This window comes from Ruegeria sp. BG11 (assembly GCF_056538565.1).
Window position 1 is genome coordinate 1 of record NZ_JBQFTH010000005.1, and the last position, 12,113, is coordinate 12,113.

15 protein-coding genes are annotated in these 12,113 nt (G+C 59.7%); 13 read left to right on the forward strand and 2 right to left on the reverse strand.

Annotated elements, in window-relative coordinates; translation table 11 throughout:
• The coding region (locus tag ACR0JF_RS09220; RefSeq protein ID WP_226783293.1) for an EF-Tu C-terminal domain-related protein at positions 1-85 on the forward strand (85 nt) is incomplete at its 5' end.
• Positions 86-310: 225 nt separating this feature from the next.
• Positions 311-1,252 carry a lipid A-modifier LpxR family protein gene (locus ACR0JF_RS09225; protein ID WP_170659791.1) on the forward strand — a complete coding sequence of 314 codons (942 nt, stop codon included), beginning with the start codon at positions 311-313 and terminating at the stop codon, positions 1,250-1,252.
• 36 nt (positions 1,253-1,288) lie between these two features.
• Here ACR0JF_RS09225 and rpe read toward each other — a convergent pair whose 3' ends face one another.
• The gene (gene rpe / locus ACR0JF_RS09230) at positions 1,289-1,978 is read right to left on the reverse strand and encodes a ribulose-phosphate 3-epimerase (RefSeq protein WP_170659792.1); all 690 of its coding nucleotides are present in this window, start codon (positions 1,976-1,978) and stop codon (positions 1,289-1,291) included.
• 169 nt (positions 1,979-2,147) lie between these two features.
• Between rpe and phnC the strand changes: the two genes are divergently transcribed.
• From phnC to ACR0JF_RS09255, 5 genes are all read left to right on the forward strand, one after another.
• Positions 2,148-2,969 carry a phosphonate ABC transporter ATP-binding protein gene (phnC, locus tag ACR0JF_RS09235; RefSeq protein ID WP_170472258.1) on the forward strand — a complete coding sequence of 274 codons (822 nt, stop codon included), beginning with the start codon at positions 2,148-2,150 and terminating at the stop codon, positions 2,967-2,969.
• A gap of 67 nt (positions 2,970-3,036) precedes the next feature.
• Complete coding sequence (phnD, locus tag ACR0JF_RS09240; RefSeq protein ID WP_170527473.1) at positions 3,037-3,939, forward strand: phosphonate ABC transporter substrate-binding protein; 903 nt, start codon at positions 3,037-3,039, stop codon at positions 3,937-3,939.
• A gap of 66 nt (positions 3,940-4,005) precedes the next feature.
• Positions 4,006-4,887 (forward strand): phosphonate ABC transporter, permease protein PhnE, encoded by an 882-nt coding sequence (gene phnE / locus ACR0JF_RS09245; protein ID WP_170640666.1) that lies wholly within the window; start codon positions 4,006-4,008, stop codon positions 4,885-4,887.
• A complete protein-coding gene (gene phnE / locus ACR0JF_RS09250; protein ID WP_170659793.1) occupies positions 4,884-6,242 on the forward strand; it encodes a phosphonate ABC transporter, permease protein PhnE in 1,359 nt (452 codons plus the stop codon). The genes phnE (ACR0JF_RS09245) and phnE (ACR0JF_RS09250) overlap by 4 nt, the downstream gene beginning before the upstream one ends.
• A 16-nt stretch (positions 6,243-6,258) precedes the next feature.
• Positions 6,259-6,873 (forward strand): LbetaH domain-containing protein, encoded by a 615-nt coding sequence (locus ACR0JF_RS09255; protein WP_170659794.1) that lies wholly within the window; start codon positions 6,259-6,261, stop codon positions 6,871-6,873.
• 70 nt (positions 6,874-6,943) lie between these two features.
• Here ACR0JF_RS09255 and phnF read toward each other — a convergent pair whose 3' ends face one another.
• Positions 6,944-7,654 carry a phosphonate metabolism transcriptional regulator PhnF gene (phnF, locus tag ACR0JF_RS09260; protein WP_170659795.1) on the reverse strand — a complete coding sequence of 237 codons (711 nt, stop codon included), beginning with the start codon at positions 7,652-7,654 and terminating at the stop codon, positions 6,944-6,946.
• A gap of 103 nt (positions 7,655-7,757) precedes the next feature.
• On the opposite strand from phnF, the gene phnG reads away from it, so the two are divergent.
• The 6 genes from phnG to phnK are packed head-to-tail and all read left to right on the forward strand — an operon-like array spanning position 7,758 to position 12,103.
• Positions 7,758-8,216 (forward strand): phosphonate C-P lyase system protein PhnG, encoded by a 459-nt coding sequence (gene phnG, locus ACR0JF_RS09265; protein ID WP_480669177.1) that lies wholly within the window; start codon positions 7,758-7,760, stop codon positions 8,214-8,216.
• Complete coding sequence (gene phnH, locus ACR0JF_RS09270) at positions 8,216-8,791, forward strand: phosphonate C-P lyase system protein PhnH (protein WP_170659796.1); 576 nt, start codon at positions 8,216-8,218, stop codon at positions 8,789-8,791. Before phnG ends, phnH begins: the two co-directional genes overlap by 1 nt.
• Before the next feature lie 3 nt (positions 8,792-8,794).
• On the forward strand, positions 8,795-9,886 hold the full coding sequence (locus ACR0JF_RS09275; RefSeq protein ID WP_170659797.1) for a carbon-phosphorus lyase complex subunit PhnI: 1,092 nt from the start codon (positions 8,795-8,797) through the stop codon (positions 9,884-9,886).
• Entirely contained in the window at positions 9,883-10,479 is a 597-nt protein-coding gene (locus ACR0JF_RS09280; protein WP_170659798.1) for an HAD family hydrolase, read from the forward strand. The genes ACR0JF_RS09275 and ACR0JF_RS09280 overlap by 4 nt, the downstream gene beginning before the upstream one ends.
• Complete coding sequence (locus ACR0JF_RS09285; protein ID WP_170659799.1) at positions 10,476-11,336, forward strand: alpha-D-ribose 1-methylphosphonate 5-phosphate C-P-lyase PhnJ; 861 nt, start codon at positions 10,476-10,478, stop codon at positions 11,334-11,336. Before ACR0JF_RS09280 ends, ACR0JF_RS09285 begins: the two co-directional genes overlap by 4 nt.
• Positions 11,333-12,103 (forward strand): phosphonate C-P lyase system protein PhnK, encoded by a 771-nt coding sequence (phnK, locus tag ACR0JF_RS09290; RefSeq protein WP_170659800.1) that lies wholly within the window; start codon positions 11,333-11,335, stop codon positions 12,101-12,103. The genes ACR0JF_RS09285 and phnK overlap by 4 nt, the downstream gene beginning before the upstream one ends.
• The last annotated feature ends 10 nt before the right edge of the window (positions 12,104-12,113 follow it).

Here is a 12,113-nt window from a genome sequence, read left to right on the forward strand (position 1 = left end):
CGCGATGGAGCAGGGCCTGCGCTTTGCGATCCGCGAAGGCGGCCGCACCGTCGGCGCCGGCGTTGTGTCGAAAATCACTGAATAAGTCGCGCAAGCGAATGATCAGACGGAAAGGGCGTCCCTAAGGACGCCCTTTTTCGTTTGAGCCATGATCCGGATGTTTCTCAGGGCGTCTGAGATGTTGCTTTTTGGTCGCGGCTGATTGCGCTCGCGCACGAAAACATTGTTGAAATCAAAACCTTTTCTTACGGTCCTTGAAAACATGTCGCGCCTGATGACCAGCAGGGCATGAAGATGAAAGGGGACGGCAATGAAGATATTCTGGGCACTTGTCTTCATCTGTGTTCCGCAGTTTCTGCTCGCACAGTCCTTGTCCTCCACGCCCCAACCATCAGAGCCATCAAAGCGAGAGTTGATCGGCTTCGGCTGGATGTTCACGGATGATCTGATTGGTGATGATCATGACCGTTGGCAGACGTCGTCTCTGAACCTGTCCTGGATTCTGGCGCGCGGCTGGAGCGGCGAACTGCCCGAAACCTTTGGGGACGTGATCGAGATTCGGGCGTATACGCAGATGATATCTCCCGAGGACCTGGTTACGCCAAACCCACAAGACAGACAGTATGCCGGAATCCTGTCGCTTGGTGCTTATACGCATTTTCAAAGACGTGGTGCGCAATTCACTGTAGGCGCTGAGTTGGTGGCCGTAGGGCCTCAAACGGGCGTGGACAGCCTGCAGACCGAATTTCACGAACTGATCGGAAGCACCCCACCGTCGCGGGCGATCCTGGATGATCAGATTTCCAATGATTTTTATCCCACCGTCGTCGCCGAAATCGGGCGCGAGTGGGATTTGGGCCGAAACACGCGCCTCCGCCCCTTTGCGTCTGTGCGGGCGGGGGACGAAACTCTCGCCCGCGTTGGAATGGACGTGACCTTTGGGCAGGTGGGGCGGTCAGAGCTACTGATCCGCGACAAGATCACCGGGCAGCGCTATCGCTCTATGCGAACAGGACCAAAGGGTGTCAGCGGCGTGTTCGGGTTCGATGCAGCCTATGTGGCCGAAAGTGCGTATATCCCGAATTCCGGGGCGGTCAGCCTCAAGCACGAACGGTATCGCGCGCGCCTTGGTCTGAACTGGGAGGCCAAATACGGAACTCTGTTCTACGGCGCGACCTATCTAAGTGAAGAATTCAACCAACAACCTGAAGGGCAGGTTGTTGGATCATTGAGTTTTAAGATCTCGTTCTGACCTTTTGCGGCTGAGATACAGCGGCGGCCAGTAGCATTACTTCAATGCAGATTCCGCAGCCGACCGAACCGAAGCGATATTCGCGCCATAGACGTCAGGTTGGTCAACCGATCCGCCTTTGAACACGGCCGAACCCGCGACCAGCACATCCGCGCCTGCTGCTGCGACCAGCGGAGCGGTGTTCGGGTCAACGCCGCCATCGATCTCGATATGGATGGGGCGGTCTCCGATCATCTGGCGGAGTTTTCGGACCTTGTTGGTCATGTCTATGAACTTTTGGCCTCCGAAACCCGGGTTCACTGTCATGACGCAGACCAGATCGGTGAGGTCCAGCAGATGCTCGACCGCCTCGGCAGGGGTGCCGGGGTTCAAGGCAACACCGGCCTTTATGCCCGCAGCGCGTATGGCCTGCAAGGTGCGGTGTGTATGCGGACCGGCTTCGATATGGGCGGTCAGGATGTCGGCACCCGCATCGGCATAGGCCTGGATATAAGGATCGACCGGCGTGATCATCAGATGCACATCCATCACCGTTTTCACATGGGGACGGAACGCTTTGACCGCCGGCGGGCCGAAGGTCAGGTTTGGCACGAAATGGCCATCCATGACATCGACATGGACCCAATCGGCACCCTGCGCCTCGATGGCCTGAATTTCGGCTCCAAAATTGGCGAAATCGGCGGACAGGATCGACGGAGCGATCTTGATGGAACGGTCAAAGCTCATAGCGGGCCTCATGCAGGAAACTGGGGTTGCGGGCGCGTATAACGGGGAATGAGCCTAAAGGGTAGGCCCTATGGTATGGGCTGCGGTGTTTACAAAACTTTCACTGAACCGACACATATCCGTTGAGTGTAGCCCGTAGCTACCCGCCAACACGAATTGGGGGTGGCACGTGCTGCACATCAAAAAACTGACCAAACGCTTCGGTGAGAATGTGGCGGTGGATACCGCAACGCTGGACGTGGACAAGCCCTGCATGATCGGGATCATCGGTCGATCGGGTGCGGGTAAATCGACGCTGTTGCGCATGATCAACCGACTAACGGATGCCAGCGATGGCGAGATCCTGTTCCAAGGCCGCGACGTGACTCAGTTGAAGGGTCGCGACAAGCGCGCCTGGCAGACCGATTGTGCGATGATCTTCCAGCAATTCAACCTCGTGCCCCGTCTGGACGTGGTGTCGAACGTGCTTCACGGCACGCTGAACCGCCACTCGACCCTGGCCACGATGTTCAACCTGTTCCCGATGGATGAGGTTCACCGCGCCATCGACATCTTGGATCGTCTGGGCATCGCGGAACATGCGCCCAAACGGGCCGAGGCGCTTTCGGGTGGTCAGCAGCAGCGTGTGGCCATTGCCCGCGCCCTGATGCAGGACCCCAAGATCATTCTGGCGGATGAACCGATTGCCTCGCTGGACCCGATGAACGCTCAGGTGGTGATGCAGACCCTGCGCCGCATCCACGAAGAAGACGGCCGCACTGTCATCGCCAACCTACACACGCTGGATACTGCGCGGCGCTATTGCGACCGCGTGGTGGGCATGCGCGACGGCCGTATCGTCTTTGACGGCCTGCCCGAGCAGCTGACCACCGGTGTCGCCCGCGAGATCTACGGCGCCGATGCCAGCTTCTCGGAAGAGGCAACCTCGACCGAGATCGAAACCCTCGACGCCACGCAAAAGGCCCTGATGGAAGCTGAAGCGACCGTCTGAGCCACCCCAACCCCTTTAATCGCCCGGCCCGATGAGAGGCCGGGAACATCAAACTGGAGAGAGACAGATGAAAAAACTAGTTGCTGCCCTTGTTGCGACCACTGCCATGGCCGCGCCTGCAATGGCTCAGGAGATTTCCGAGCTGCGTATCGGTATTCTGGGCGGTGAGAACGCTCAGGACCGTCTGAACAACAACGAATGCCTGCGCGTCTACACCGAAGAGGCTCTGGGCGTTCCGGCCAAGCTGTTTGCCCCTGCCGACTATAACGGTGTGATCCAGGGCCTGCTGGGCGGCACCATCGACGTCGCCTGGCTGGGCGCTTCGGGTTACGCAAAAACTTACCTGTCCGATCCCGAAGCGGTTGAGCCGGTTCTGGTCAAGGTCAACACCGATGGCGGCTACGGCTATCACTCGATCGGGTTTGCGCGCAAAGACAGCGGTATCACCTCGCTGGAAGACATGAAGGGCAAGACCTTTGGCTTCGGCGATCCCAACTCAACCTCGGGCTACCTGATCCCGTCGATCGAAATCCCTGCGGCCACCGGCGCGACCATGGATTCGGGCGACTATTTCGGTGAAGTGAAGTTCACCGGCGGTCATGAGCAGACCATCGTTGCTGTGAACAACGGTGACGTTGATGGCGGTGTGACCTGGGCCGACGGTCTGGGCGAATGGGAAGACGGCTACCAGTCGGGTGCCCTGCGCCGCGCCGTTGATGCCGGTCTGATCGACATGAACGATCTGGTGCAAATTTGGAAATCCGAGCCGATCCCGGAAGGTCCGGTTGTTGTCCGCAAGGCCCTGCCTGCTGACGTCAAAGCCAAAGTGACCGAGCTGTGGGACACCCTGTCAGAGAAGGACCGTGATTGCTTCTACGGTGTGGCTGCGGGCGAAGCCAAAAGCTTTGATCCTATCACTCACGACGCCTACGAAATCATCATCGAAGCGCGCAAGCTGAAGTCCAACTAAACCTGTCTCTTCTATTCGCGGGGTCCGGTTAAATGCCGGACCCCGTTTTCCACTCAGGAGCATTCCATGACTGACCTTTCGGCAGGGTCCTATAGCGTCGATCAGATCCGCGACGACTATACCGCGATGACGCGGCGCAAACGGGTCTATGGTGGTATTCTCCTGATCCTGTTCGTCGCCCTGATGGCGGCGGGCTTCCGCACGGCTGATGAGCGCAATGCAGGCAGTTTCACAGATGGCTGGCATCGGATTCTGGACTACCCGTCCGAGGTTCTGTCCGAGGCGTGGGAAAAGATCGCCGAGATGCCGGCCAATCTGGTCGAATTCTTCCCGGCCCTGATCGAGACGATCAACATTGCCGCCGCCTCGACCCTGATCGGGACGATTGCGGGCACGTTTCTGGCCCTGATGGCGACGCGGGGCATGGCGCTTTGGCCCTCGTTGATACCGCTGTTCCGCCGGATCTCGGATATCTGCCGCGCGATCCCGGAAATCGTGATTGCTCTGGTTTTGATCTTCATTCTCGGTGGAGGGCCAGTGCCCGCGATGATCGCCATTGCCATCCACACGGCTGGCGCTTTGGGCAAGCTGTTCTCTGAGGTGAATGAAAACGCCTCTCTGAAACCGGTTGAGGGGTTGCAGTCCGTCGGGGCCAACTGGTCACAGCGCATGTATCTGGGCGTGATTCCTCAGGTTGGCCCGAACTATGTCAGCTACGCTTTGCTGCGGTTCGAAATCAATATCCGCGCCTCAGCCATCCTTGGTTTTGTCGGTGCCGGTGGCCTGGGCTACGAGCTGCGCAACGCCATGTCCTGGGGGCAAGGCCGCTACGATGAGGCTGCGGCCATCTTCATCCTTCTCTTCGTTACTATTGTGGTCGTTGATCAGATCTCGGGCTATCTGCGCGACCGCCTGACCCACGGGTCGGAAAAAGGAGCCTCGGTATGAGTACCTTTGCCACCGATTTGTCGATTGACGACCTGAAGGCCGAAGCGGACCGCCTGTTCAGCCGCAAGCGCATCGTGAATTTTGGGCTGCCGGGGCTGGTTGCCCTTTATCTGATCTACGTATTCTTCGCCTTCGACGTTCCGGGCCTGACCGAGCGGGCCAACTGGGAAAACGGCAAGACACTGGTGGCGGACAGCTACAGCTACAAGACCCATATCGAACGCGATAACCGCACTGGTGAGGTCTCTGCCGCGATCGAGGGTGAGCGCAAGGGAAGCTATCCCGACGGCACCGCGCCCGATTGGGTCGCGCTGGGTGAGACCACGGTGATTGATCTGGAAGACGGTCATGTGGTGCGTTTCGGCCCCGAGACGGTCGAATACGACATCCCCGGCTATGGCACCGTGCGCGCAACCCCCGGCCGGTCGACCGGTGTGCAGGCCGAACTTCCTGCCGGAGAGGTTCCGGACTGGATCAATGTCTCCAAGAACCGTCTGGCCATCAAAACCGATGCAGGCCGTCTTACTGTCACCCGCAACCGGTCCGAGGTGTTCCGCTACTTCACCGGGTGGGAGCTGTTCTGGTTCACGCTCGACAGCCCCTACTACGGCAAGTCCTTCCCCGAGCTTGTGAGCCTCGCAGCATCTGGTGAGGCAGGCGCGATCCTGAATGACTTCTGGACCAACAAGATGTGGCGGCACCAGGACGTGGCTTGGGCGATTTTCGAGACGATCCTGATGGCGTTCCTCGGCACGCTGGGCGCGGGTATGATTGCTCTGCCCTTGGCCTTCCTCGCGACGCGGAACTTCAACCCGCTGCGCTCGGTCCGCTTTGCAACGCGGCGCGTGTTTGACTTTGTACGAGGCTTGGATGCGTTGATCTGGACCGTGGTTCTGGCGCGTGCTTTTGGCCCGGGACCGCTGACAGGGGCCCTGGCCATTCTGGTGACCGATACCGGAACCTTCGGCAAGATCTTCTCCGAGGCGCTGGAGAATGTCGACAACAAGCAGATCGAAGGCGTCCAGTCGACCGGGGCCAATGCGCCGCAACGCTACCGCTTTGGGGTGATCCCGCAGATCACTCCGGTTCTGCTCAGCCAGCTTCTTTATTTCCTCGAATCCAACACCCGCAGCGCGACAGTGATTGGCGCGATCACCGGTGGCGGGATTGGTCTGTTGCTGACGCAGGCGATCATCACGCAGAAAGACTGGGAAGAAGTCGCCTATTACATCGTTCTCATCATTCTGATGGTGATGCTGATGGATTGGTTCTCGGGCTGGTTGCGCAAGCGTCTGATTCAGGGCGAGGTCGGCAAAAAGCGCAAGCCGCGCGGTGCGGCCAAGCTGCAGTCCTGAGCGTATGGGGAATACGATGACGCGCCTGCGCTCTGATCAGCCTTTCATCCATCCCGACTGCCAGATCTCGGGCAGCATTTTTGGCGCCTATGTCGAGATCGGCGCCAGGACGCGGGTCGCCAATTCGCGGTTCGGCGACTACTCCTACTGCGACCGAACCTGTGATATCGCCAATGCCGAGATAGGCAAATTCGCCAATATCGCCAGCTTCACCCGGATCGGCGCGACGGACCACCCAATGAAGAAAGCCTCGCTGCATCATTTCCTGTATCGCTCAGCGGATTATTGGGAGGACGCCGAGGACGATGCAGAGTGGTTCGCCCATCGCGCTGGGCGAAAGGCGTCGATTGGTCATGACACGTGGATCGGCCATGCGGCGATCATCAAACCTGAGGTGACGATCGGGCACGGGGCGGTTGTAGCGTCCGGTGCGATCGTGACCAAGGATGTCGCCCCCTACACGATCGTTGCAGGGGTGACGGCGCAACCGATCCGACGGCGTTTTTCCGAGCAGGTGTCGGAGAGACTGCTGGCTCTGGCCTGGTGGGATTGGAGCCACGACAGATTGCGCGGCGTGCTGCCGGATTTCCGCGCATTGCACATTGAGGCGTTTCTGGAGAAATACGAGTAACCCTCCCGCGCCCGCATGTGCATCGGCTACGCCGATACTCATTGGCGAGTTTGGGCTCAGCGCCCCCTTGTCAGGTCTCGTCCAGCGTCAGGGTTACGCGCTCACCGGCGAAAACGGTTTTTCCATACTCGACCGGTTGCCCTTCTGTGGTCGCGTTGATCCCCAGAGAGTGCAGGATCGGCGCGCCTTCGTTGAGGTTCAGGTGCAGCGCCTGCGTCGCCGTGGCCGTGCGGGCCGTAAGCCGTGTGGACGTTCGTATGAAATCTTTGATCCCGCAAAGCTGAAGCGCCTTGGTGACGGATTGGGTTTCGGTCAGGTGGGTGAGAATTTCTGGCAAACGGACGACCGGAAAGACGCTTTGAAACAGCGCAATGGGCTGACCATCCGCCAAAGATAATCCGTCATAAACATGAACCGGATCGCCGGGCTGCAAAGCTAGTGCCTCGGCTTCGGCCTCATCCGCGGCGCGTGTGGTCAGGGACAGGATGCGCTTGCCCGGTATCTTACCGCTGGCGGAAATGCTCTTGTGATATCGGACCCGTTTGCCAATCGGATAATCCGTTGGTCGCGCGGTTACAAAGACACCGGCCCCACGTCGAGGCTGAACCAACCCTTGCTCTGCCAGCTCGGCCAGTGCGCGCCTGACGGTGTGCCGATTCACGCCGTGGGTTGCCGCGAGTTGCGCCTCGGTCGGCAGGCGGTCACCGGTGCCAAAGCGCCCCTCGACGATATCCGAGGTCAGGCTGAGTGCGATGCTTTTCCAGATCGGTGTTTTGCTCATGTCATCAAAACTTCACGGTCTCATGGATTGCCTGGAAGTCGGATGCAGGCTAATATTTGTCTAGTTGTATAGTTCGAGTAGACAACCGCGACAAGGGCTTTCGATGACAGAACAGATGAAAAGCAACGGGATCACGCGTCAGGAGTGGATGGGCCTGCTGGCCCGCGCCCCCGAGGATGCGATGATGCTGCTTTGGGACAGGGTGGCGGATCGTCCATCGTTCAAATGGCTGCGCAGCCCTGAGATTGGCGGTGTGATGGTGCGCGGTCGAGCGGGCGCCATTGGCGCGCCGTTCAATCTGGGTGAAATGACGGTCACGCGCTGCTCGTTGGCTTTGGAGGACGGCACCGTGGGCCATGGTTATGTCCAGGGGCGTTCCAAGCCCAAGGCCGAGGCCGCCGCGCTGATCGATGCGCTGATGCAGACCGAGGCCGCGGCTTGTGTGACCGAACTGGTGATCACGCCGCTCAAGACCCAGATGCAGGATTCCCGCAAGGCGCGTGCAGCAAAAGCGGCAGCCACCAAGGTCGAGTTCTTCACGCTGGTCCGGGGAGAGGATTGATGAACGCACAATCGCATTTTTCAGGTGGATTTCGGGACGCCCCGCGTGATGCTGCGCACGCGTTTCGCGCCGCGATGACCGTGATGGCGCGACCCGGTGAGATCAGAACGCTGGTCGGTGCGGAACCTCCGGCACCGCTATCGGTCGCGGCAGGCACCCTGCTGCTAACTCTGTGTGATGCGGATACAGGGGTTTATCTGGCGGGCGCGGCAGATACGCCGGAAATGCGTCAATGGCTCGGGTTCCACACTGGCGCGCCAATCGTCGAGGCGTCGAGAGCGGATTTTGCTGTAGGCCGCTGGTCTGACCTGATACCTCTGAGCAACTACAGGATCGGCTCGTCCGAATACCCCGATCGCTCGACCACTTTGATTGTTGAGAGTGATGTGCTCGCGCCCAAGGGTGCGGTTCTGAGTGGGCCGGGGATCAAGACCACTACGCGATTGTCGCTACCGGATATCGCGGCGTTACAGGGCAACGCGATGCTCTATCCGTTGGGATGCGACTTCTTTTTCACCTGCGGGGATCAGGTCGCAGCCTTGCCGCGCAGCACACAGATCAAGGCAGAGGGTTAACCGATGTACGTAGCCGTCAAAGGTGGTGAAAAGGCCATCGAAAACGCCCATGCCTGGCTAGCTGAGGAGCGTCGGGGCGATGCCGACATCGCCGATCTGAGCATCGCGCAAATCCGTGAACAGCTAAGCCTTGCCGTCAATCGAGTCATGGCCGAGGGGTCCCTGTACGATGCGGACCTCGCCGCGCTGGCGATCAAGCAGGCGCGCGGGGATCTTATTGAGGCGATCTTTCTGATCCGCGCCTATCGCACCACGCTGCCTCGGTTTGGCTATTCCAACCCGGTCAAGACGGGGGATATGGCCTGCGACCGTCGTGTCTCGGCCACGTTCAAGGACGCGCCGGGAGGGCAGGTGCTGGGGCCGACATTCGACTACACCCACCGCCTGCTGGATTTCAAACTGGCCGCCGATGGAGAGGTTGCCCCCGCGCCCGAAGGCGATGCCCGGCAGGAACCGACACCGCATATCACCAGCTTTCTCAAGGGTGAGGGTGTTATTCAGGACGAACCGCTCAGCGAAGATGCACCGGGCGACCTGACGCGGGAGCCGATGGAGTTTCCGTCGAACCGACCTCTGCGCTTGCAGGTCCTGACCCGTGGGGATGAGGGGTTCGTTCTCGGCATGGCCTACTCAACCCAGCGCGGCTACGCCCGCAATCACGCTTTTGTCGGCGAATTGCGGATCGGTAAAGTGGCGGTTGAGATGGACATCCCGGAGCTTGGTTTCGCCATTGAGATCGGCGAGGTCGAGTTGACCGAATGTGAAACCGTCAACCAGTTCCAGGGTTCCAAGACCGAACCGCCGCAGTTCACCCGTGGCTATGGTCTGGTCTTTGGTCAGTCCGAGCGCAAGGCGATCTCGGTGGCTTTGGTCGACCGGGCGTTGCGTTGGAAAGAGCTGGGCGAAGACAATCTGGGGGCCCCCGCGCAGGATGAGGAATTCGTCCTCAGCCATGCGGATAACATTCAGGCCACCGGGTTCCTCGAACACATCAAGCTGCCGCATTACGTGGATTTCCAATCGGAACTGGAACTCGTGCGCAAGCTGCGCCGCGAGGCGGAAGAACGCATAGCACCCAAGGAGGCTGCAGAATGAAAGCGGTGGTTTTTGATATCGGTGGCGTGCTTGTCGATTGGCAACCCCATCTGGCCTGGGTCGAGGCGCTGGGGTCGGAAGACGCCGCCCATGCCTTCATCAAAAGGACAGATTTTCTGGCACGCAACGCAAGGGGCGACAACGGAGAGCGCTTCGCCGATATGGCGCAGGAGCTTTCTGACCACCGCGATCAGGAGCTTTTCTCGGCCTATGTCGACCTCTACGCCCGCACGGTCGAGACACCGATCCACGGCACATGGGACGTTCTAGATCGCTTGAAGACGCAAGGCACGCCGGTCCACGCCATCACCAATTGGTCGGCGGAAACCTGGCCCGAGGGGCTGAAGGTTCAGCCGCGTCTTGGGGAGGTATTCGGCACGCTTGTCGTGTCGGGCCAAGAGGGCGTGATGAAGCCCGACGCCCGAATTTTCGAGATCTTGTGCGAGCGATCCGGTCATGCGCCCGAAGACTGCGTGTTCATCGACGACGGCCTGCACAATGTCGAAGGCGCACGCGCCGTGGGCATGGACGCCATTCATTTCACCTCGCCGCAGGCTTTGGATGCCGCGTTGACCGAAAGAGGTTTACTATGACCGATTACAACTTCGCCTATCTGGATGATCAGACCAAGCGGATGATCCGCCGGGCAATCCTCAAAGGGTTGGCCGTACCCGGTTATCAGGTGCCTTTCGCCAGTCGCGAGATGCCGATGCCCTATGGCTGGGGGACCGGCGGGGTTCAGGTCTCGGCGGCAACGCTAACGCCTGACGATACGTTCAAGGTGATTGATCAGGGGGCAGATGACACGACCAACGCTGTGTCGATACGCAAGTTCTTTGAAAACACCGCAGGTGTTGCGACCACGGAAGAGACCGAGAAGGCCACCGTCATCCAGACCCGCCACCGCATCCCCGAGGCAAAGCTGACCGAGGATCAGATCCTCGTCTATCAGGTCCCGATCCCTGAGCCTCTGCGCTTTCTCGAGCCACGTGAAACCGAGACGCGAAAGATGCACAGCCTTGAGGAATACGGGCTGATGCATGTGAAGCTTTACGAAGATATCAGCCAACACGGCGCGATCTCGACCTCATATGCGTACCCGGTCAAAGTGTCGGATCGCTATGTGATGGACCCGTCGCCGATCCCGAAATTCGACAACCCGAAGCTGGAAATGGACGCGATCCAACTGTTCGGTGCGGGGCGCGAGCAGCGGATCTACGCGGTGCCGCCCCATACCAAGGTCGTCAGCCTCGATTTTGAGGACTACCCGTTTGAGGCCTCCAAAGCGGATCACCCCTGCGATCTGTGCGGGGCCGAGGACAGCTATCTGGACGAAGTGATCATGGATGACGCGGGCAATCGGATGTTTGTCTGCTCGGATACGGACTATTGCCGGTCGCGCCGTGTGGCGGGCCACCAAGGCCTCATGACCAGAGAGGACGCGGCATGACTCCGCTGTTGCAAGTTAGGGACATCGAAAAAAGCTACGGTGCCGGTATCGGATGTACGGATGTCAGTTTCGATCTCTATCCCGGTGAGGTGATGGGGATCGTCGGCGAAAGCGGGTCGGGAAAATCGACGTTGTTGAACTGTCTGGCGGGTCATCTTGAACCCGATGCGGGGCAGGTGATCTTTGACACCCGCACAGACGGTCCGGTGGATACGGTCACCATGTCCGAGCCTGAGCGGCGGATGCTCAGCCGCACGGATTGGGCCTTTGTTCATCAGCACGCCCGCGACGGCTTGCGCATGTCGGTCAGTGCGGGCGGCAATATCGGCGAGCGTTTGATGGCCGTCGGCGATCGTCACTATGGCGATATCCGCGACAAGGCGATCGATTGGCTGGGTCGGGTCGAGATCAGCGAGGCTCGGGTCGATGATCGCCCCGCTGCATTCTCGGGCGGGATGCAGCAGCGCTTGCAGATCGCGCGCAATCTGGTGACAGGGCCTCGGCTGGTGTTCATGGATGAACCGACCGGAGGGCTGGACGTCTCGGTTCAGGCGCGGCTTCTGGATCTGCTGCGCGGTCTGGTGCGTGAGATGGGGCTGAGCGCAATCATCGTCACCCATGATCTGGCCGTTGTGCGCCTGTTGGCGGACCGGCTGATGGTGATGAAAGACGGCCATGTGGTGGAAACCGGCCTGACTGATCAGGTGCTGGACGACCCGCAACATGCCTATACGCAGCTGCTTGTGTCCAGCGTTCTGCAGGTTTGAGAATTTGGGA